This window comes from Sediminicoccus sp. KRV36 (assembly GCF_023243115.1).
GTDB lineage: Bacteria > Pseudomonadota > Alphaproteobacteria > Acetobacterales > Acetobacteraceae > Roseococcus.
Window position 1 is genome coordinate 2,176,865 of sequence record NZ_CP085081.1, and the last position, 20,142, is coordinate 2,197,006.

Consider the following 20,142-nt stretch of genomic DNA (forward strand, 5'->3'; position numbering starts at 1 on the left):
AAGACTTCCATGAAGCGCCGTGACCTCTTCGCCTCGATGGGGGCTGCCTCTCTTGCCGGCCCGGCGCTTGCGCAGCCCGCGCAAAACCGCGTGCTGAAATTCGTGCCGCAGGCCAATCTCACCAGCCTTGATCCGATCTGGACCACAGCGAACATCACCCGCAATCACGGGCATATGATTTACGATTCACTCTATGGGGTGGATGCGAATTTCCAGCCCCAGCCGCAGATGGCGGCGGGACATGTGACCGAGGATGGCGGCCGCACCATCATCATCACATTGCGGGATGGCCTGAAATTCCACGATGGCGAGCCGGTGCGCGCCCAGGATGTGGTGCCGAGCCTGACGCGCTGGATGCGCCGCAACCCCTTCGGCCAGCAACTGGCCGCCGCCACGGAAGCGGTGGAGGTGGTGGATGACAAGCGCGTCCGCTTCCGGCTGAAGAAGCCCTTCCCGCTGATCTTCGCGGCCCTCGCGCAGGTGTCCAACAGCCCTGCCTTCATCATGCCCGAGCGCCTGGCCCGCACCGACCCCTTCCAGCAGGTGCGCGAGGCGATCGGCAGCGGCCCCTTCCGCTTCAAGGCCGATGAATACAATTCCGGCAGCAAGGTGGTGTACACCCGCAACGCCGATTATGTGCCCGTCTCCAGCGGCACGCCGAGCCTGACCGCCGGCCCCAAGATCGCGAATTTCGACCGTGTCGAGTGGAACATCATCGTGGATGCCGCGACTTCGGCCGCGGCGCTGCAGACCGGCGAGATCGACTGGTATGAGCAGCCGCCGCCGGAGATCCAGCAGCTGCTCCGCCGCAACCGCAATGTGAAGCTGGAGGCGATTGATCCGCTGCCGCTCACCGGCATCCTGCGCTTCAACCACCTGCATCCGCCCTTCGACAACAAGCGCCTGCGCCAGGCGCTGCTGCCGGCGATCAGCCAGTCCGATTTCATGAGCGCCATCGTCGGCACCAATACGGCGGATTACCGGGCCGATGTGGGCTTCTTCACCCCCGGCACGCCGCTGGCGAACAACGCGGCGATGGGGCCGCTCACCGGGCCGCGCAGCATGGATCGCGCACGCGCCCTGATGCGGGAAGCCGGCTACACCAACCAGCCGATGCGGCTGATCGGCCCCACCGATATCCTCGCCCCCTCGGCGATGACGCAGGTGGGCGCCGATCTGGTGCGCCGCCTGGGCTTCAATGCCGATATCCTGCTGACCGACTGGGGCACCACGGTGCAGCGCCGCACCTCGCGCGAGCCGGTGGAGCGGGGCGGCTGGAGCATGCTCTTCACCTCCTTCTCCTCCTTTGATTTCGCCAATCCGGCGGCGCATTTCCCGCTGCGCGGCAATGGCACCAACGCCTGGTTCGGCTGGCCCACCGTCCCGCGCCTCGAAGAATTGCGCGATGCCTGGTTCGACGCGACCGACCTCGCGACCGAGCAGCGTCTCGCGCGGGAAATGCAGGAGGTGGCGATGGATGACCTGCCCTACATCCCAGTGGGGGCCTACATGTCCACCACGGCGTTGCGCAGCAACCTGGTTGGGCGCGTGGCCGGGCTTGCCCTGTTCTGGGGCATCGGCCGCGCTTGAGGCGCGGCAAGCCGCGCCGCTTCCCTTCGCTACGGCTTGCGGCAGAAGCCCTGGCCTGTTGTTCTAGCGCATCCCGATCCGCCGAGAGACTTTCGCTCGGGCGGATCTTGTTCCGGAGGAGACGGCCATGACGCTTGGCAGACGCGGGATTCTGGCAGGGGCGGCGGCGGGTGTCGCGGCGCCAAGGGTAGTGGGCGCGCAAGGGGGCGCGGCACGCACGCTGCGGGTCATCCCGCAGGCGAATTTAACCAGCGTGGATCCGGTCTGGACCACGGCCGTCGTCACCCGCAACCACGCCTTCATGATCTATGATCAGCTCTGCGCGCAGGATTCCACCGGCGCGATCCGCCCGCAGATGGCGGAGGGCTGGAGCGTTGCCGAGGACCAGCTCGCCTGGACCTTCACACTGCGCACCGGGCTGTTCTTTCATGATGGCGAGCCGGTGCGCGCGCAGGATTGCGTGGCCTCGATCAACCGCTGGGCGCGGCGCGATCCCTTCATGCAGGTGCTCTGGCCGGCCGTCGCCGAAGTCACGGCGCTGGATGACCGGCGCTTCCGCTTCCGGCTGCATCGTCCCATCCCGTTGCTGACGCTGGCCCTGGGGCAGACGCAGTTTCCCTGTTTCATCATGCCCGAGCGCATCGCGCAGACCGATGCGTTCCAGCAAATCCGGGACACGGTGGGCAGTGGCCCGTTCCGCTTCATTCCCGGCGAATGGAATCCGGGCCAGAAGGCCGTCTGGGCGCGCAATGAGCGGTACGTGCCCCGGCAGGAGCCGGTGGATGGTTTGGCAGGTGGGCGCACGCCGCGCCTTGATCGCGTCGAATGGACGGTCATCGTCGATTCCGCGACCAGCGCGAATGCGATGACCCAGGGCGAGCAGGATTACTGGGAATATCCGCTGCATGATCTGCTGCCGCTGCTGCGGCGCAACCGCAACCTGGTGGTGGAGCAGCGGCTGCTCGATGGCACCTATGGCATTGCGCGCTTCAACACGCTGCAACCGCCCTTCAACAACCCGGCCATTCGTCGCGCCGTCGCCATGGCGGTGGATCAGCGCGACTATCTGCGCGCCGTGGCCGGCAATGACCAGGCGGGCTGGGGTGTGTGCGAGGGCGTCTTCACCTGCGACACGCCGCTGGCCAATGAATCCGGCAGCGAGGTCTTCAAGACTCGCAACATCGAGCGCGCCCGCGCCGCCCTGCGCGAGGCCGGCTACAATGGCGAGAAGGTGGTGCTGATCACCCCGGGCGATTACCCGCAGATCAACGCCCTCAGCCTCGTCACCGCCGATATCCTGACGCGGATGGGGATGAACCTCGAAGTCATTTCCACCGATTGGGGCACGCTGGTGCAGCGCCGCGCGAGCCGCGAGCCGGTGGAGCGCGGCGGCTGGAGCATCATCCACACCACCTCCTCCGGCCAGTCGCTGGCACTGCCGGTCTTCCACCTGTTCCTGCGCGCGAATGGCACCAATGCCTGGTTCGGCTGGCCCGATGTGCCCGAAGTGGAGCGTCTGCGCGGCGAATGGGTCGAGAAGGGGGCCGATGCGGCCGAGGGGCGGCGCATCGCGGAAGCGCTGAACGCGGCCGCCATGCGGGAGATGTACTACATGCCGCTGGGGTACTACTGGCAGCCCAGCGCCTGGCGCCGCAACATCCAGGGCGTGTTCCGCGCGCCCGCCACCGTGTTCTGGAACATCAGCAAGACATGACAGAGATTTCCCGCCGCGCCGCACTGGTTGGCGCCGTTGGCACCATCGCCGCACCGCAACTGGCATCGGCGCAGGCCAATGCACGGCTGCTGCGCTTCATTCCGCAATCCAACCTGGCCAGCATTGATCCGGTCTGGAGCACGGCCGTCATCGTCCGCAATCACGGGTTGATGGTCTATGATCTGCTGTATGGCCTGGGTGCCGATTACCAGGTGCGGCCGCAAATGGCCTCGGGCCATGTGGTCAGCGATGATGGGCTGACCTGGACCATCACCCTGCGCGAGGGCCTGCGCTTCCATGATGGCGAGCCGGTGCGCGGCCGGGACTGCGTCGCCTCCATCCAGCGCTGGTCGAAGCGTGATGTGCTGGGGCAGCGCCTTGATGCGCTGGCCGATGAGATTTCTGCGCCCGATGACCGCACCATCCGCATCCGGCTGAAGCGGCCCTGGCCGGGCCTCGCCTGGGCGCTGGGCAAGCCGTCGGCGAATATCTGCGCCATCATGCCCGAGCGCGTGGCGCGGACCGACCCCTTCACGCAGATCACCGATGCGACGGGCAGCGGCCCTTATCGCTTCCGGCAGGATTTGTTCCGCCCGGGCGATGTCGCGGTCTATGAGCGTTTTGCGGATTACCGCCCGCGCGAGGAGCCGGTGGATTTCCTCTCGGGCGCCAAGCGGGTGAATTTCGACCGCGTCGAGTGGAAGATCATGCCCGATCCCGCGACGGCCGGGGCGGCCTTGCAGAACAATGAGGCGGATTGGTGGGAAACCCCGCTGCCGGACCTGCTGCCGCTGCTGCGGCGCAACCGGGAGATCGAGATCGGCGTGGTCAATCCTGCCGGCAATCTGGGCGTGCTGCGCTTCAACTTCCTGCATGCGCCGTTCAATGATCCGGCGGTGCGCCGCGCGCTGCTGCCCGCCATCAACCAGCGCGATTTCATGAATGCGGCGATCGGCACGGATCCGGCGCTCTCCGTGGTGCCGGCCGGCGTCTTCACGCCGGGCACGCCACTGGCCAATGATGCGGGGCTGGAGGTGCTGTCCGGCCCGCGCAACCTGGACGCGGCGCGTGCGGCCCTGCGGGCCACGGGCTATGCCAATCAGCGGGTGACGCTGCTTTCGGCGACGGATCTGCCGGTGCTGCAGAACCTCTCCGAGGTGGCGGCCGACCTGATGCGCCGCATCGGCTTCAATGTGGATTTCCCCGGCATGGATTGGGGCACGCATATCCAGCGCCGCACCAACCGCAATGGCGTGGACCAGGGCGGCTGGAGCGCCTTCTGCACGACGTGGGAGGGTCTCGATGTCTCGGTGCCCGGCAGCCACCAGCCCTTGCGCGGTCATGGCGCGGCCGCCTGGGCCGGCTGGCCGACGCTGCCGCGGCTTGAGGAACTGCGCGAGGAATGGTTCTCAGCGCCGGATACCGCCTCGGCCCAGCGCATCGGGCAGGAGATGCAGCGCGTCGCCTGGCAGGAGGTGCCGTTCATCCCGCTGGGGCTCGTGCGGCCGCCGCAGGCCTGGCGCCGCAGCATCACGGATGTGGTGCGGGGTGGCTCGGCCCTGTTCTGGGGTGTGCGCCGCGCTTGATTGGCACGCGATGTGCTAGGCTCCGGCGCAAGGGGCTCGCGCGGGGCGGTGACGCTGGCGCGATGCTCAAGGCTGGTGCAGATTTCGCTTAATACGATAGCAGACCGACGGCAGCAGGCCGGACGGTCAGGGGAGAATTGGTCATGGACCGTAGAAGTTTCCTGCAGGCGGGTGTGGCCGCCACGGCAGCCAGCGCGGGTTATGCCGCACCCGCGCTTAGCCAGGGTGCCGCCGCGCGCACGCTGCGCTTCGTGCCGCAGGCCAATCTTGCCAATTTCGACCCGATCTGGGGCACGCAATATGTCGTGCGCAACGCGGCCGCGGCGGTCTGGGACACGCTCTATGGCGTGGACGAAAACCTGGTGCCCCAGCCGCAGATGATCGAGGGCGAGACCGTCTCGGCCGATGGCCTGACCTGGGAATTCCGCCTGCGCCCTGGCCTGATGTTCCATGATGGCGCGCCGGTTCTGGCCAAGGATGTGGTCGCCTCGATCAATCGCTGGGCGCCGCGCGACCCGATGGGCCAGATGATCCGCGCCATCCAGGACGAGCTGGTGGCCGTGGATGACCGCAACTTCCGCTGGAAGCTGCGCCGCCCCTATTCCAAGCTGAAATACGCGCTGGGCAAGACCGGTACGCCCTGCTGCTTCATCATGCCCGAGCGGATCGCCGCCACGGCCGGCAACTCGATGATTACCGAATATGTCGGCTCCGGCCCGATGAGCTTCAAGCGTGATGAATGGGTGCCCGGTGCGCGCGCCGTGTTCGAGCGCGCCGCCCGCTACACCCCGCGCGAAGGCACGGCGAGCTGGCTGGCCGGCCCGAAGCGCATCATGGTGGACCGCCTGGAATGGGTGGTGATGCCCGACCCCGCGACCGCCTCCGCCGCGTTGCAGAATGGCGAGGTGGATTGGTGGGAGAGCCCGATCAGTGACCTCATTCCGCTGCTGCGCCGCAACCGCAATGTGCTGGTGGATATCGCCGATCCGCTCGGCAATATCGGCAGCTTCCGCATGAACCACCTGCACGCGCCCTTCAACAATCTGAAGGTGCGCCAGGCGGTGATGATGGCGCTGAGCCAGGAAGACTACATGCGCGCCCTGGTGGGCAATGACACCGCGCTGTGGAGCGTGCTCGGCGGCTTCTTCACGCCCGGGACGCCCAGCTACAGCGAGGCCGGCGGCGAGGTGATGAAGCGCGCTAATATGGAAGGTGCGCGCCGTCTGTTGGCGGAAAGCGGCTATGCCAATGAGCCGGTGACCTGCCTTGTGGCGCAGGACCAGCCCTTGCTGAAGCCGATGGGCGAAGTGACGGCCGATGTGCTGCGCCGCCTTGGCATGAATGTGGATTTCGTGGCGACCGATTGGGGCACCGTCGGTCAGCGCCGCGCCATGCGCAACCCGCCCGGCCAGGGCGGCTGGAGCATGTTCCACACCTGGCACGCCGGTGCGGATTGCGTGAACCCCGCCGGCTACAACGCCGTCCGCGCCAATGGCGAGGGCGCGTGGTTCGGCTGGCCCTCGATCCCCTCGGTCGAGGCCGGGATCACCGAGTGGTTTGACGCGCCGACGCCCGCGCTGGAAAAGGCCGCGATCGACAAGATCAACCGCGAGGCCGTGCAGAATGTGGTCTATTCGCCGACGGGCTTCTTCAAGAGCTACCAGGCTTGGCGGCGCAATGTCTCCGGCATCCAGAAGGGCCCGCTGCCCTTCTTCTGGGGCGTTTCCAAGTCGTGATGTTGTGGCAGCAATTTCTGTCTGAGCGGGCGCGGCCGTTGGCCGCGCCGGGGGCGCGTGAATAATGTGGGCCTATATCATCCGGCGAGTGCTGGCGACGATCCCGGTCATGGCCGTGGTCGCGCTTTTTGTGTTCTCGCTACTCTACCTCGCGCCGGGTGATCCCGCGGCGGTCATCGCCGGCGATCAGGCCACACCCGATGATGTGGAGCGCATCCGCGCCTCCCTCGGGCTGGACCGCCCCTATCTGGTGCGGTTCGGCGCCTGGTTCTGGGACATCATGCGCGGCGATCTCGGCACTTCGATCTTCACCAACCTGCCGGTCAGTCACATGATCGCGCAGCGCATCGAGCCGACACTTTCGCTGATGGTGGTGACGCTGATCCTGGCCGTCTCCATCGCGGTGCCGATGGGCGTGATCGCGGCCTGGAAGCAGGGCACGACGATTGACCGGCTGGTCATGGCCTTTGCCGTGCTCGGCTTTTCGGTCCCGGTCTTCGTGGTGGGTTATGTGCTGGCCTATATTTTCGCGCTGGAGCTCGATTGGCTGCCGGTGCAGGGCTACACGCCCTTCAACCAGGGCTTCTTCCCCTGGATGGAAAACCTCATCCTGCCCTCCGTGGCGCTGGGCGGCGTCTATATCGCGCTGATCGCGCGCATCACCCGCGCCACCATGCTCGAGGTGCTGAGCCAGGATTACATCCGCACGGCCCGCGCCAAGGGTGCCGGGCAGCGGAGCATCCTGTTCCTGCATGCGCTGAAGAATGCGGCCGTGCCGATCGTGACCATCATCGGAATCGGCATCGCGTTGCTGATCGGCGGTGCTGTGGTCACCGAAAGCGTCTTCGCCATTCCTGGCCTGGGCCGGCTGACGGTGGATGCCATCCTGCGGCGCGACTACCCCGTCATCCAGGGCGTCGTGCTGCTGTTCAGCTTCGTCTACGTGCTCGTCAATCTGGTGATTGACCTGCTTTACACCCTCTTTGACCCGAGGATCAGGTATTGAGTGCCGCAACCCTTCCTCCTGGCCCCCTCCCTCCAGGGCTGGTGATCCCACCTGGCCTTGCCATCGCGCAGCCGACGCAGGACATCCTGTCCAATGTGAAGCCGCGCCGTGGCGTGATCGGCTATCTGCGCCGCTACCCGACGATTGCGATCGGTGGCGGGCTGCTGATCATCATGCTCTGCGTCGCGATCTTCGCGCCGTTCCTCGGCACCAAGGACCCGACGGCCCTGGCACCGGCCTTGCGCACGCGCGAACCCGGGGCGCAATTCTGGTTCGGCTCGGACATGCTCGGGCGCGATGTGTATTCGCGGGTGCTGTATGGCGCGCGGGTTTCGCTGCTGGTGGGCTTCTCGGTCGCGTTCTTCGCCTCGGCCATCGGGCTGTTCATCGGGTTGATGTCGGGCTTCAACCGCATCGCGGACAGCATCATCATGCGCGTCATGGATGGCATGATGAGCATCCCGCCCATCCTGCTCGCCATTGCCCTGATGGCGCTGACGCGCGGCTCGGTGCAGAACGTGATCCTTGCCATCACCATCGCGGAGGTGCCGCGCGTATCGCGCCTGGTGCGTGGCGTGGTTCTGAGCCTGCGTGAGCAGCCCTATGTCGAAGCGGCCGTGGCTTCCGGCACGCGCACGCCCGTCATCATCTTCAAGCATATCCTGCCCAATACGCTGGCGCCGCTGACGGTGCAGGCCACCTTCATCTGCGCGGCGGCGATGATCACGGAAGCCATTCTCTCCTTTATCGGCGCGGGTACGCCGCCCATCATCCCATCCTGGGGGAATATCATGGCCGAGGGCCGCGCGCTCTGGCAGGTGAAGCCGTATATCGTCTTCTTCCCCGCCATCTTCCTGTCCGTCACCGTGCTGGCCGTGAACCTGCTGGGCGATGGCCTGCGCGACAGCATTGACCCGCGTCTGGCGACCAAGCTGTGAGCCCCGCTCAGGACAATCGCGAAATCCTGCTGGAGGTCGAAAACCTCCAGACGCATTTCCGCACCATGGATGGCGTGAACCGCGCCGTGGATGGTGTCAGCTTCCATGTCCGCTCGGGCGAGACGCTGGCCATTGTGGGCGAAAGCGGCTGCGGGAAATCCGTCACCGCCATGTCCATCCTGCGGCTGATCCCGGAGCCGCCCGGCAAGATCGCCGGCAGCATCAAGTTTCAGGGCAAGGAATTGCTGAAATGCTCGGACCGCGAAATGCGCGCGATCCGCGGCAATGAAATCAGCATGATCTTCCAGGAGCCGATGACCTCGTTGAATCCGGTGCTGACCAATGGGCGCCAGATCGGTGAGACGCTGCGCCTGCACCAGGGCCTGTCCAAGCAGCAGGCCGAGGATCGCGCGGTCGAGATGCTGAAGCTTGTCGGCATTCCGGAGCCGGGGCGGCGCGTGCGGGAATATCCGCACCAGCTCTCGGGCGGCATGCGCCAGCGCGTGATGATTGCCATCGCACTCGCCTGCAACCCAAAGCTGCTGATCGCCGATGAGCCGACCACGGCGCTCGACGTCACCATCCAGGCGCAGATCCTGGATCTGATGCGGGACCTCAAGACCACGGTGGGCGCCGCCATCGTGCTGATCACGCATGACCTGGGCGTGGTGGCCGAAGTAGCCGAGCGCGTGGTGGTCATGTATGCCGGCAAGAAGGTGGAGGAGGCGGGCGTCTATGACCTGTTCCGCAACCCCCGCCACCCCTACACGCAGGGCCTGCTGGGCTCGGTGCCCAAGCTTGGCTCCTCGCTCACGGGCGAGACGACGCGGCTGGCCGAAATTCCGGGTCTGGTGCCGAGCCTGAAGCAGAAAATCCCGGGCTGCGTCTTCGCAACCCGCTGCCCGGCCGTGACGGATCTGTGCCGCGCGGTCGCTCCCGCCTTGCAGGAAAAGGCCCCCGGCCACATCGCGGCCTGCCATTACGCCCTGGTTGAAAGCTCCGTCGCAGCATGATCCCTCCCGCACACGCGAAACTCGGCGAGCGCATTCTGGAGGTCACGGACCTCAAGAAGCATTTCCCCATCCGGGGTGGGCTGCTTGGCTCCACCGTGGGCTATGTCTATGCGGTGGACGGCGTATCCTTCCACATCAACAAGGGCGAGACCCTATCGTTGGTGGGGGAATCTGGTTGCGGGAAATCCACCGTGGGCAAGGCGGTGCTGCGGCTGTTTCCGCTCACCTCCGGCCAGGTGGTGCTGAACAACCAGCGCATAGATGATCTCTCGCCCGGCACGCTGCGCCCCTTGCGGCGGCAGATCCAGGTCGTGTTCCAGGACCCGTTCTCCTCGCTCAATCCGCGCATGCGCGTGCGGGATATCCTGGCCGAACCCATCCGCAATTTCGGCCTGGCCAGGAACGAGGCCGAGGTGACGGAGCGCGTCGGTCAGTTGATGGACAAGGTGCGCCTGCCGCGCGATGCGGTGGGGCGCTGGCCACATGAATTCTCGGGCGGCCAGCGCCAGCGCATCTGCATCGCGCGTGCGCTCGCGGCCGAGCCCGATGTGATCGTCTGCGATGAGGCGGTTTCGGCGCTGGATGTTTCGGTGAAGGCGCAAATCGTGAATCTGCTGCAGGATCTGCAGTCGGAACTCGGCCTCGCCATGCTGTTCATCAGCCATGACCTCGCCATCGTCGAGCATATGACGCATCGCGTGGCGGTCATGTATCTGGGCAAGATCGTCGAGGTGGCGGACCGCAAGTCGCTGTTCGGCGCGCCGCGGCACCCCTATACCGAGGCGCTGCTCTCGGCCGTGCCGGTCCCGGTGCCTGGCGCCCTGCGCGAGCGGGTCGTGCTACAGGGCGATGTGCCGAGCCCGATCAACCCGCCCAAGGGCTGCCGCTTCCACACGCGCTGCCCCTATGCCTTCGACCGCTGCCGCAAGGATGAGCCGGAACTGCGCGATGATGGCACGGGTCACCTTTCGGCCTGCCACCTGCATGACCTGCCGGCGTCGGAAAACCCGCTGCTGAACAAGGCCCCGCCCACCGCCTTCCGGATGGCCGAGGCCTGAGCCGCCGGTGAGCGGCGCGCCCCTGCGTTTCGTGGCGCGCGCACCACGCGGCCTGTTCGGCCGCGTGGTGAAATGGCTGTTCTGGCTGGTGGTGCTGGTGCCGCCCCTGCTCATGCTGGGCACCTGCGCCGGCCTGCAATCCTTCGTCTTTTCCGAGGACCCGGAGGTGGCCGGCGGGGCGCTGATGTTCGGCGCCGGCGCCTTGGGCGTGCTCTGGGCCATCTGGTTCATCGGCCTGCCGGTGATGGGCCTGCTGATGCTGCTGACACGCGGCAAGAAGCTTGTGATCGAGCAGCCCGGCACGATAGGCTGAACCACGCGGCGAAGGACCCCGGATCGTGGATGATGAGCTGATCTGCCGCCCCGGTCCCTTCGGCTTTGACCCGCCCGAAATCGCGCCCGGCGGTGCTGTGGGCGCCCCCCTCATGACGCCGCTGTGGAACGCGCCCGGCAGCATCCCCTGGTATCTCGGCTGGGGCGCCCCGCCATTCCTCTTCCTGCCCCAGGCGGAGGAGATGAAGAATGTCCAGGTCACGGCGGCGGAGCTCTCGCTCCTGGCGGCGGGCTACAAGCCCCTCGCCGAGGTGGTGGAGGCGCTCTGCTCCAAGGCCGAGGCCTATATGTGGTTCCATGAGATCAACCGCTTCCCGCTGCGCATGTGCCATTTCCTGGCCCAGCTGGCGCATGAGAGCGGGCGCTTCACCAAGCTGCGGGAATCCCTCAATTATTCAACCTCCTCGCGCATCCTGGAGGTGTTCGGCCCCAATCACTCCGCCAAGGTGACGGTGGAGGAGGCGGAGGCGCTGATCAACAGCCAGCAAGCCCTGGCCGAGCGGGTCTATGGCCTCGGCAATCCGACGAAGGCGGCCGAATTCAAGCACAAGGTGGCGGGGGAGGGGTTCAAGTTCCGCGGCCGCGGTCTGATCCAGCTGACCGGGAAGGCCAATTACGAGAAATTCGGCAAGCACCCGGATATCAAGCTGGACCTGGTCGCCAAGCCCGAGCTGGCCGAGGACCCATTCATCGCGGTCCAGCTGGCCGTCGCCTTCTGGAAGGAGCGGGACCTCAGCGCCCTCGCGGATGCCGACAATGTCACGGCCATCACCAAGCGCATCAATGGCGGGACCGAGGGCCTGGGGGATCGGAAGAAACTTCTGGCGACCGCCAAGGATATCTGGCTGAACAAGCAGATGAGCTAACCGCTTGACGCCTTGCAAGACATTCGCGAGGCTCCACATCAACGCAGCGCAATGACGGGAGACGGTTCATGCCGCATGTCACACTCACGGTGAACGGCAAGTCACACAAGGTGGAGGTCGAGGGCCGCACATTGCTGGTGGAGTTGCTGCGCGAAAAGCTGCGCCTGACGGGCACGCATGTCGGCTGCGACACCAGCCAATGCGGCGCCTGCGTCGTCCATATCGACGGCCAGAGCGTGAAATCCTGCACCACGCTGGCCGTGATGTGCGAGGGCGCTTCGGTCACCACCATCGAGGGCCTGGCCCATGCCGATGGCACGCTGCATCCGATGCAGGAGGCGTTCCGCGAATACCACGCGCTGCAATGCGGCTTCTGCACGCCGGGGATGGTGATGTCCGCCGTGGACCTCGTCGCCAAGAACCCGCAGGGGCTGTCCGAGCAGGAAATCCGTGAGGGGCTGGAGGGCAATCTTTGCCGCTGCACCGGCTATCACAACATCGTGAAGGCCATCGCCGCCGCACAGGATGTGATGCACGGCAAGCGCGAGACGATCGCCGCCGCCGCAGAGTGATCAAGCGGGCCTAAGCGGCGCCAAAGCCGCGGCCCGGGTGGGGTGAGCTGATCACCCCACCGCCAACAGGGAGGGATTGCGCATGAACGTCGTCACGCCGTTCGAAGGCATCGGTGCGAGCGTCCGCCGGAAAGAGGATCTGCGATTCCTCTCCGGCCGCGGGCAATACACGGATGACATCAACCGCCCCGGCCAGGCGCATGCCTGGATCCTGCGCAGCCAGCACGCCCATGCGCGCATCCTCTCACTGGACACGGCGGCCGCTTCGGCCATGCCGGGGGTGGTCGCCATCTTCACCAGTGCCGACCTTGCGGCCATCGGCGGCATTCCCTGCGGCTGGCAGATCCACAACAAGGACGGCACGCCGATGGCGGAGCCGAAGCACCCCGTCCTCGCCGAGGGCAAGGTGCGCCATGTGGGTGACCCCATCGCCGTCGTCATCGCCGAAACGCGCAGCCAGGCGCGTGATGCGGGCGAGGCGATCGTGGTGGAGTTCGAGGTGCTGCCCGGCATCAGCCAGACCACGGCGGCGCTGGCCACCGACGCGCCCCGCGTGCATGACGATGTGGCTGGCAACACCTGCTACGACTGGCATATCGGCGACAAGGCGATGGTGGATGCCGCCTTCGAGAAGGCCGCGCATCGCGTGGTGTTTGAAACCACCAACCAGCGCCTGGTGCCCAATGCCATGGAGCCGCGCTGCGCCGTGGGCGACTACGACACCGCCACGGGCGAGCATACGCTGTTCACCACCAGCCAGAATCCGCATGTCATCCGGCTGCTGATGGGCGCCTTCGTGCTGCAGATCCCCGAGAGCAAGCTGCGCGTCGTGGCCCCCGATGTGGGCGGCGGCTTCGGCAGCAAGATCTACCATTACGCCGAGGAGGCGATCGTCACCTGGGCCGCCGCCAAGCTCGGCCGCGCGGTGAAATGGACGGCCGACCGGACCGAGGCCTTCATGTCCGACGCGCATGGCCGGGACCATGTGACCCGCGCCGAACTGGCGCTGGACAAGGAGGGGACGTTCCTCGCACTCCGCGTGGACACCCATGCCAATATGGGCGCCTATCTCTCGACCTTCGCGCCCTGTGTGCCGACCTATCTCTACGCGACACTGCTGGCCGGCGTGTATTCGACGCCCGCCATCTATGCCGAGGTGAAGGCCGTCTTTACCAACACGGTGCCGGTGGATGCCTATCGCGGTGCGGGCCGCCCGGAGGCGACCTATCTGATCGAGCGGCTGGTGGATGTCGCGGCCAAGCAATGCGGCTTTGACAAGATCAAGCTGCGCCGCCGCAACTTCATCCCGACCGACGCCTTCCCGTACCAGACGCCCGTCGCCCTGCAATATGACAGCGGCGATTATTTCTCGACGCTGGACCAGGCGCTGGAAACGGCGGATTGGGCCGGCTTCGAGGCGCGGCGCGCGAAAGCGAGGCTGCATGGCAAGCTGCGCGGGATTGGCATTTCCACCTATCTGGAGGCCTGCGGCATCGCGCCTTCGGCCGTGGTGGGCTCGCTCGGCGCGCGGGCGGGGCTTTATGAGGTGGGCGTGATCCGCGTGCACCCGACAGGCTCGGTGACCGTGCTGACCGGCGCGCATAGCCATGGCCAGGGCCATGAGACGACCTTCGCGCAGCTGGTCTGTGACAAGCTGGGCGTGCCCGTGAGCAATGTGGATATCGTGCATGGCGATACGGCCAAGGTGCCTTTCGGCATGGGCACCTATGGCTCGCGCTCTTTGGCGGTCGGCGGCTCGGCCATGGAGAAGGCGATGGACAAGATCATCGCCAAAGGCAAGCGAATCGCAGCCCATCTGATGGAAGCGAGCGTCGAGGATATCGAGTTCGACCGCGGTACGTTCCGCGTGGCGGGCACCGACAAGACGAAATCCCTGACCGACATCAGCCTCGCGGCCTATGTCCCGCACAACTACCCGATTGACGAGATCGAGCCCGGGCTGGAGGAAACCGCCTTCTACGACCCGAAGAACTTCACCTATCCCGGCGGCTGCCACATCGCCGAGGTGGAGATCGAGATCGAGACGGGCCACGTCACCCTCATCAACTTCACGGCGGTGGATGATGTGGGCCGCGTCATCAACCCGATGATCGTGGCCGGCCAGGTGCAGGGCGGGGTTGCCCAGGGGGTGGGCCAAGCGTTGCTGGAGGCTTGCATTTACGACGCGGATGGCCAGCTGCTGAGTGGCTCGATGATGGACTACACCATGCCGCGCGCCGATGATCTGGCGCCGGTCAGTGTGGCCACCCACGCCACGCTCTGCACCCACAACCCGCTGGGCGTGAAGGGCTGCGGCGAGGTGGGGGCCATCGGCTCGCCGCCCGCGGTGATCAATGCGGTGGTGGATGCATTGCGTGATTATGGTGTGGAACATGTCGAGATGCCCGCGACAGCGCCGAAAATCTGGTCCATCATTCACGGCAAGACAGTCTGACATGGATAGCCGCCGCCTGAACGCCGAAGGCGTGAATCAGCCGGCGTCACGACCCAAGGAGTGACCAAGAATGTATGATTTCGCCTATCACAAGCCCTCCTCCGTGGCGGATGCCGTCAAGCTGCTGGCCGCTGATCCGGATGCCAAGCCGGTCTCGGGCGGGCATACGCTGCTGCCGGCGCTGAAGCACCGGCTGAACAAGCCCTCGGCCCTGGTGGACCTCTCCGGCATTGCCGAGATGAAGGGCGTGAAGCGCGTCGGCAACGCGATCGTGATCGGCGCGCTGACCAAGCACGCCGAAGTCGCGAACAGCGCCGAGGTGAAGGCCGCCATCCCGGCCCTGGCCTACATGGCGAGCCATATCGGCGACAACCAGGTGCGCAATCGCGGGACCATCGGCGGTTCCGTCGCCAATAACGATCCGGCCGCGGATTATCCGGCCGCCGTGCTGGGTCTGGGTGCGACCATCCACACCAGCAAGCGCAAGATCGCGGCCGATGACTTCTTCCAGGGGATGTTCACGACGGCGCTGGAGGAGGGTGAAATCCTCGTCGCCATCGAATTTCCGATCCCGGAAAAGGCCGGCTACGCCAAGCTGAAGAATCCGGCCAGCCGCTATGTCATGGCCGGCGCCTTCATCTCCAAGGGCCCGATGGGGCTGCGCGTCGCCATCAATGGCGCGGCCCCCTGCGTGTTCCGCCAGGCGGATATGGAAGCGGCACTCGGCCGCAGCTGGTCCGCCGATGCGGTGGCCGGCATCAAGCAGGATGCGGATGGGCTGAACAGCGATATCCACGGCAGCGCCGAGTATCGCGCGCATCTGGTGGGCGTGATGGCCAAGCGGGCGGTTGCCGCGGCGGGGTGATCGCCATGGCGGGCGGGCAGCTTCTGCTTTTCCTGCTCGCCGCCACGGTCCTGGCCCTGACGCCTGGGCCCGGCATGTTCTACGTCGGCGCCCGCACCTTGGCGGGTGGCTTGGGTGAGGGGCTTGCCTCCACCCTGGGCACTGGCCTTGGCGGCATGGTTCATGTGCTGGCTGCGGCCTTCGGCCTCTCCGCCCTGATCCTGGCCAGCGCCGAAGCCTTTACCGTGATGAAATTTCTGGGCGGCTGCTATCTTCTTTGGCTGGGCTGGCGGAGCTGGCGCGATGCCGGGGTGCTGCTGCCCGCCCATGCGCCGCTGCCGCCGCTGGGCTTGCGCCGGGCCTTGCGCGAAGGCGCCGTGGTCGAGGCGCTGAACCCGAAAACCGCGTTGTTCTTCCTGGCCTTCCTGCCGCAATTCGTTGTGCCGGATCGCGGTGACGTGGTGGCGCAGTTCCTCCTGCTCGGATGCATTTGCGTGGCGCTGAATACGCTGGTGGATGCGGGTGTCGCGCTGGCGGCGGGGCGTGTGCGTGAGCGGCTTGGCGCCCGGCAGGGCTTGCTGCGGCGGCTGCGCCAGGGCAGTGCCGGGCTGATCATGGCGCTGGGGCTGGGTGTCCTGCTGCTACGCCGGCCTTCAGGCTGACGCTGGCTTGCCCGTGGCCGCCCGCCATGGCCCAATGTGGCGATGGAACTCGACAATCCCGGCGTCATCGCCGAAGCCCGCGCCGTCTTCGACACCTACGAAGACGCGCTGATGAACAACCGCACCGAGGTGCTCGACGGCATCTTCTGGGCCGATCCCCGCACGGTGCGCTTCGGCATCACCGAGATCCTCTACGGGATCGAGGCGATCCGCGCCTTCCGCTCCAGCGTGAAGGCCTATGCGAAGCGGGTGCAGAAGCGCGTCCACATCACCAGCTTCGGCCAGGATTTTGCCTGTACCCATCTGGAATATGAGCGCATCGGCACGGGGCTGATCGGGCGTGAGACGAAGATCATGGTGCGCCTGCGCGATATCGGCTGGCGGGTGGTGTCCGCGCATGTCTCGCTGCTGACCAGCAATGATCCAGGCCGCGTCTGATGAACGTCGCCATCCTGGGCGGCGGCATCGTCGGCGCCTGCACGGCACTCGCTGCCCAGCGCGCCGGCTTCGGGGTGACGCTGATCGAACCCGAGACAGCCGGCGGCGAGCAGGCGGCGAGCTACGGCAATGGCTGCTGGCTCAGCCCCTCCAGCGTCGTGCCGCCGGCCGTGCCGGGGCTGTGGAAGAAGCTGCCGAAATTCCTGAGTGACCCGCTGGGCCCGCTCGCCATCCGCTGGCGCTATTTGCCCAAGGTGGCGCCCTGGCTGGTGCGCTACCTGCTGGCGGGCTGGACCGAGGCCAAGGTGATGCGCACCGGCCACGCGCTGCGCGCCCTGGTGGCCGGCGCGCCCGAACTCCATGCCGCATTGGCCGAGGAAGCGGGCGTCGGCCACCTGATCGAGCGGCGCGGCCTGCTCTACATCTACCCCAGCCGCGCCGATTTCGAGGCCGAGGCGCTGGCTTGGCGCGTGCGGCGGGAAACCGGCGTGCAATGGCTCGAAATCTCCGAGGATGAGCTGCGCCAGCGCGAGCCCGATCTGGACCGCCGCTACACCTTCGGCGTGCTGGTGGAGGAGGGGGGGCATTGCCTCAATCCCGGCGCCTATGTCGCCGCCCTCATCGCCCAGGCCGAGGCGCAGGGCATGCGCCGCGTGGCCGCGCGCGCCACGGGCTTCGTCATCGAGGGCGGCCGGCTGCAGGCCGTGCGGACCGACCAGGGCGATGTGGCGGCCGAGCGCGCGATCATCTGCGCCGGCGCCCATTCGCGCGCACTGGCGCGTGCAGCGGGCGACGACCTGCCGCTCGAGACCGAGCGCGGCTACCACGCCGTGATCGCGGGGGCCGAGGTCGGGCCGCGCACGCCCATGATGCCCTCGGACGGCAAGATGAGCCTGACCTGGACGGAGACAGGGCTGCGCGTGGCCGGCCAGGTGGAGATTGCCGGGCTGGAGGCGGCGCCCAACTGGAAGCGGGCCGAAATCCTGCGCGACCATCTGTTGCGCAGCTTCCCGGGCCTGCCGCGCGAGGTTCCGTCCGGGCGGCTGCGCGTCTGGATGGGGCATCGCCCTTCCATGCCGGATGGCCTGCCCTGCCTGGGGCCCGCTTCGGCCAGCGCCGATATCCTGCACGGATTCGGCCATGGCCATGTCGGGCTGGTGGCCGCGCCGCGCAGCGCGGCATTGCTGGCGGCGATGCTGGCCGGCGCGCCAATGCCCTTCCCGGCGGAGCCTTATTCGCCCCATCGTTTCGCTTGATGTTTTCGCGTGCATTTCTGAAGCGGCGGTGGCAATCTGTACAACAGCCGGCCCAGCATCCCGTTTGGCTGCGAACACTAGCGTGGATTGAAGAACGACGTGTCTGACGATTATGCGCCTACGGGCGGTGACACTGGCCTGATCGAGGCCAAGGTGAAGTGGTATAATGGGCGCAAGGGCTTCGGCTTCGTGCTCGGACCAGATGGGCAGGATGTGTTCTTCCACGCATCGGCGCTGACGGATGCGGGCATCGAGCAGCCCGATACCGATGATATTCTGATGTGCGAGATCGGGTCGGACCGGCAGGGCCGCCGGCTCGTCACGCGCATCACCGAACTCAAGCGCGGCCCTGGTGGCGGCATGGGTGGTGGCGGCGGCGCCCCGCGCGGTGGCTTTGGCGATCGTCCGCCGCGCCGCGACTTCGGTGGCCCCCCGGGTGGGGGTGGTGGCTTTGGCGACCGTCCGCCGCGCCGCGATTTCGGTGGCCCCCCGGGTGGGGGCGGTGGCTTTGGCGATCGTCCGCCGCGCCGGGACTTCGGTGGCCCCCCGGGTGGGGGCGGTGGCTTTGGCGACCGTCCGCCGCGCCGTGACTTTGGTGGCCCGCCCGGTGGTGGTGGTGGTGGTGGCTTCGGCGCCCCGCGTTCGGGTGGCTTCGGTGGTGGGGATCGCGGTCCGCCGCGCCGCAACTTCGACGAAGGCACCGGCCCGGTCTATCCGCTGAACGGCACCGTGAAGTGGTTCGACCAGGTGCGCGGCTTCGGCTTCGTGACGCCGGAAGATGGCGGGCAGGACGTGTTCCTGCACTCCTCCGTGCTGACGCGCGCCGGCCGCACCGACCTCGCCCAGGGCGAGAAGGTCTCGCTCGATGTGCGTGACGGCCAGCGTGGCCGCCAGGCGATCGGCATGAAGTAAGCCTCGCACCTCGGCGCTGGCTTGGCGAAGGCCCCGCGGGAGATCGCGGGGCCTTTTGCGTTTCTTAACCCGGCCGCGCGCAGCGTCCCGCGATGCGCGCGCTGTTCCTCATCCTGTTCCTCGCCTCTCCCGCCGCCGCACAGGTGCCGGTCTGCAACGCCCCGCGCGAGGGGATGACGGCCTGCTTCGACGGTCGCCTGTGCCGCTGCCGCTTCGAGATCGGCGGGCAGCTTACGGGCCGGCCGGATGCGCATCGCTGGGATTGCGGGGCGCTGCGCCCCGATTGCCGGCCCGCACCCGCAACGCTCCCCAACCTCGACGCGCCGCCCTGGCCGCAGCACATCCCGCCGCCGCAGCTCTGGATCGAGCCGCGCAAGCCGCGCTGACGCTCAGAAGCGGCGGGGCCGCAGCCCGGCCTGGAACCAGTTGATCATCGCGTAGATGTCATGCACCGGCAGCCCGGTCGCCGCCGCCACATCCGCCGCATAGGGCGGCATGTTGGTGCATTCCAGCACGATGGCGCCAACCTCCGGATGTGCCGCCACGAGGCGGGCGGCCGCATCCAGGATATCCTGCCGGGCCAGCTCCACATCCAGGTCATTCTTCTCGGCGCGGATCAGCACGCGGAAGAATTCCCGCCCGCCCTCCGTGCCCTCCATCGGCACATCGAGCGGCACGCCGGCCGCCGCGAGGTGCCGCGGCGTCACACCCGCCTTGTTCACCGTGATCACGCCGACACGCCGGCCGGGCGGCAGTGTCGCCTGCACCCAGGGCACCTGCATCAAGGCGGAGGTGGCCACCGGCACCCGGACGGCCTCGGCCAGCTCGCGCTGGAACAGGGAGAGAAAGCCGCAATTGGTGGTGATGCCCTCGGCCCCCAGATCCACCAGCTCCCGCGCGGCTTCGATGAAGGCGTCGAGCAGCCCGGCGGCGCCTTGTTCGACGACGCGCGCGGGTGTCGCGCCGCGCACCACGCGGAACAGCACGGGGAAATTCCAGGTCAGCCCATTGCCCATATCGCCGAGGATGCGCGGAAACCGGGCTTCCAGCATGAGAATGCCGAGCGGCGCGCCATAGATGGACTTGCCCCCGCGCGCGATCTGTCCTGCCATCATTCCCTCCCGGCTTGAGCGGGCGTAGATAAGCAGCGACCCGCCTGAAGG

Annotated in this window: 19 protein-coding genes; 18 read left to right on the plus strand and 1 reads right to left on the minus strand. The window is 67.0% G+C overall.

The features are described from left to right. The first annotated feature begins 9 nt into the window (after nucleotides 1-9). From LHU95_RS09980 to LHU95_RS10065, 18 genes are all read left to right on the plus strand, one after another. Nucleotides 10-1,590 carry an ABC transporter substrate-binding protein gene (locus LHU95_RS09980; protein ID WP_248711212.1) on the plus strand — a complete coding sequence of 527 codons (1,581 nt, stop codon included), beginning with the start codon at nucleotides 10-12 and terminating at the stop codon, nucleotides 1,588-1,590. 127 nt (nucleotides 1,591-1,717) lie between these two features. Beyond that, complete coding sequence (locus LHU95_RS09985; RefSeq protein ID WP_248711213.1) at nucleotides 1,718-3,304, plus strand: ABC transporter substrate-binding protein; 1,587 nt, start codon at nucleotides 1,718-1,720, stop codon at nucleotides 3,302-3,304. Continuing rightward, nucleotides 3,301-4,890, plus strand: a complete 1,590-nt coding sequence (locus LHU95_RS09990; protein WP_248711214.1) for an ABC transporter substrate-binding protein — start codon at nucleotides 3,301-3,303, stop codon at nucleotides 4,888-4,890. The genes LHU95_RS09985 and LHU95_RS09990 overlap by 4 nt, the downstream gene beginning before the upstream one ends. Nucleotides 4,891-5,033: 143 nt before the next feature. Beyond that, nucleotides 5,034-6,626, plus strand: a complete 1,593-nt coding sequence (locus LHU95_RS09995; RefSeq protein WP_248711215.1) for an ABC transporter substrate-binding protein — start codon at nucleotides 5,034-5,036, stop codon at nucleotides 6,624-6,626. Nucleotides 6,627-6,690: 64 nt separating this feature from the next. After that, a complete protein-coding gene (locus tag LHU95_RS10000; RefSeq protein ID WP_248711216.1) occupies nucleotides 6,691-7,632 on the plus strand; it encodes an ABC transporter permease in 942 nt (313 codons plus the stop codon). A 44-nt stretch (nucleotides 7,633-7,676) separates the two neighbouring features. Next, nucleotides 7,677-8,570, plus strand: coding sequence for an ABC transporter permease (locus LHU95_RS10005; RefSeq protein WP_248711534.1), 894 nt, complete (start codon nucleotides 7,677-7,679; stop codon nucleotides 8,568-8,570). Between the two features lie 65 nt (nucleotides 8,571-8,635). Beyond that, nucleotides 8,636-9,583, plus strand: coding sequence for an ABC transporter ATP-binding protein (locus LHU95_RS10010; protein WP_248711535.1), 948 nt, complete (start codon nucleotides 8,636-8,638; stop codon nucleotides 9,581-9,583). Further along, nucleotides 9,580-10,641 (plus strand): oligopeptide/dipeptide ABC transporter ATP-binding protein, encoded by a 1,062-nt coding sequence (locus tag LHU95_RS10015; RefSeq protein ID WP_248711217.1) that lies wholly within the window; start codon nucleotides 9,580-9,582, stop codon nucleotides 10,639-10,641. Before LHU95_RS10010 ends, LHU95_RS10015 begins: the two co-directional genes overlap by 4 nt. Nucleotides 10,642-10,648: 7 nt before the next feature. Next, the gene (locus LHU95_RS10020) at nucleotides 10,649-10,954 is read left to right on the plus strand and encodes a hypothetical protein (protein WP_248711218.1); all 306 of its coding nucleotides are present in this window, start codon (nucleotides 10,649-10,651) and stop codon (nucleotides 10,952-10,954) included. A 25-nt stretch (nucleotides 10,955-10,979) separates the two neighbouring features. Beyond that, nucleotides 10,980-11,840, plus strand: coding sequence for a glycoside hydrolase family 19 protein (locus LHU95_RS10025; protein WP_248711219.1), 861 nt, complete (start codon nucleotides 10,980-10,982; stop codon nucleotides 11,838-11,840). A gap of 68 nt (nucleotides 11,841-11,908) precedes the next feature. Next, nucleotides 11,909-12,412: a (2Fe-2S)-binding protein gene (locus tag LHU95_RS10030; protein ID WP_248711220.1), complete on the plus strand. Its 504-nt coding sequence runs from the start codon at nucleotides 11,909-11,911 to the stop codon at nucleotides 12,410-12,412. Nucleotides 12,413-12,494: 82 nt separating this feature from the next. Continuing rightward, nucleotides 12,495-14,867, plus strand: coding sequence for a xanthine dehydrogenase family protein molybdopterin-binding subunit (locus LHU95_RS10035; protein WP_248711221.1), 2,373 nt, complete (start codon nucleotides 12,495-12,497; stop codon nucleotides 14,865-14,867). A 70-nt stretch (nucleotides 14,868-14,937) separates the two neighbouring features. Next, nucleotides 14,938-15,732, plus strand: coding sequence for a xanthine dehydrogenase family protein subunit M (locus LHU95_RS10040; protein WP_248711222.1), 795 nt, complete (start codon nucleotides 14,938-14,940; stop codon nucleotides 15,730-15,732). 5 nt (nucleotides 15,733-15,737) lie between these two features. After that, a complete protein-coding gene (locus tag LHU95_RS10045; RefSeq protein WP_248711223.1) occupies nucleotides 15,738-16,373 on the plus strand; it encodes a LysE family translocator in 636 nt (211 codons plus the stop codon). A 42-nt stretch (nucleotides 16,374-16,415) separates the two neighbouring features. After that, nucleotides 16,416-16,811, plus strand: a complete 396-nt coding sequence (locus tag LHU95_RS10050) for an AtzH-like domain-containing protein (protein ID WP_248711224.1) — start codon at nucleotides 16,416-16,418, stop codon at nucleotides 16,809-16,811. Beyond that, nucleotides 16,811-18,067, plus strand: coding sequence for an FAD-binding oxidoreductase (locus tag LHU95_RS10055; RefSeq protein ID WP_248711225.1), 1,257 nt, complete (start codon nucleotides 16,811-16,813; stop codon nucleotides 18,065-18,067). The genes LHU95_RS10050 and LHU95_RS10055 overlap by 1 nt, the downstream gene beginning before the upstream one ends. 99 nt (nucleotides 18,068-18,166) lie before the next feature. Further along, complete coding sequence (locus LHU95_RS10060; RefSeq protein ID WP_248711226.1) at nucleotides 18,167-18,979, plus strand: cold shock domain-containing protein; 813 nt, start codon at nucleotides 18,167-18,169, stop codon at nucleotides 18,977-18,979. 92 nt (nucleotides 18,980-19,071) lie between these two features. Next, nucleotides 19,072-19,365, plus strand: a complete 294-nt coding sequence (locus LHU95_RS10065; protein WP_248711227.1) for a hypothetical protein — start codon at nucleotides 19,072-19,074, stop codon at nucleotides 19,363-19,365. Between the two features lie 3 nt (nucleotides 19,366-19,368). Here the strand turns inward: LHU95_RS10065 and LHU95_RS10070 are convergent, their stop codons facing one another. After that, nucleotides 19,369-20,091 (minus strand): aspartate/glutamate racemase family protein, encoded by a 723-nt coding sequence (locus tag LHU95_RS10070; RefSeq protein WP_248711228.1) that lies wholly within the window; start codon nucleotides 20,089-20,091, stop codon nucleotides 19,369-19,371. Nucleotides 20,092-20,142 lie beyond the last annotated feature (51 nt).

Bases quoted from the DNA above. Each gene is read 5' to 3' on its own strand.
- LHU95_RS09980 (WP_248711212.1), top strand. From the start codon at position 10: ATGAAGCGCCGTGACCTCTTCGCCTCGATGGGGGCTGCCTCTCTTGCC.
- LHU95_RS09985 (WP_248711213.1), top strand. From the start codon at position 1,718: ATGACGCTTGGCAGACGCGGGATTCTGGCAGGGGCGGCGGCGGGTGTC.
- LHU95_RS09990 (WP_248711214.1), top strand. From the start codon at position 3,301: ATGACAGAGATTTCCCGCCGCGCCGCACTGGTTGGCGCCGTTGGCACC.
- LHU95_RS09995 (WP_248711215.1), top strand. From the start codon at position 5,034: ATGGACCGTAGAAGTTTCCTGCAGGCGGGTGTGGCCGCCACGGCAGCC.
- LHU95_RS10000 (WP_248711216.1), top strand. From the start codon at position 6,691: ATGTGGGCCTATATCATCCGGCGAGTGCTGGCGACGATCCCGGTCATG.
- LHU95_RS10010 (WP_248711535.1), top strand. From the start codon at position 8,636: ATGGATGGCGTGAACCGCGCCGTGGATGGTGTCAGCTTCCATGTCCGC.
- LHU95_RS10015 (WP_248711217.1), top strand. From the start codon at position 9,580: ATGATCCCTCCCGCACACGCGAAACTCGGCGAGCGCATTCTGGAGGTC.
- LHU95_RS10030 (WP_248711220.1), top strand. From the start codon at position 11,909: ATGCCGCATGTCACACTCACGGTGAACGGCAAGTCACACAAGGTGGAG.
- LHU95_RS10035 (WP_248711221.1), top strand. From the start codon at position 12,495: ATGAACGTCGTCACGCCGTTCGAAGGCATCGGTGCGAGCGTCCGCCGG.
- LHU95_RS10040 (WP_248711222.1), top strand. From the start codon at position 14,938: ATGTATGATTTCGCCTATCACAAGCCCTCCTCCGTGGCGGATGCCGTC.
- LHU95_RS10045 (WP_248711223.1), top strand. From the start codon at position 15,738: ATGGCGGGCGGGCAGCTTCTGCTTTTCCTGCTCGCCGCCACGGTCCTG.
- LHU95_RS10050 (WP_248711224.1), top strand. From the start codon at position 16,416: ATGGAACTCGACAATCCCGGCGTCATCGCCGAAGCCCGCGCCGTCTTC.
- LHU95_RS10055 (WP_248711225.1), top strand. From the start codon at position 16,811: ATGAACGTCGCCATCCTGGGCGGCGGCATCGTCGGCGCCTGCACGGCA.
- LHU95_RS10065 (WP_248711227.1), top strand. From the start codon at position 19,072: ATGCGCGCGCTGTTCCTCATCCTGTTCCTCGCCTCTCCCGCCGCCGCA.
- LHU95_RS10070 (WP_248711228.1), bottom strand. From the start codon at position 20,091: ATGGCAGGACAGATCGCGCGCGGGGGCAAGTCCATCTATGGCGCGCCG.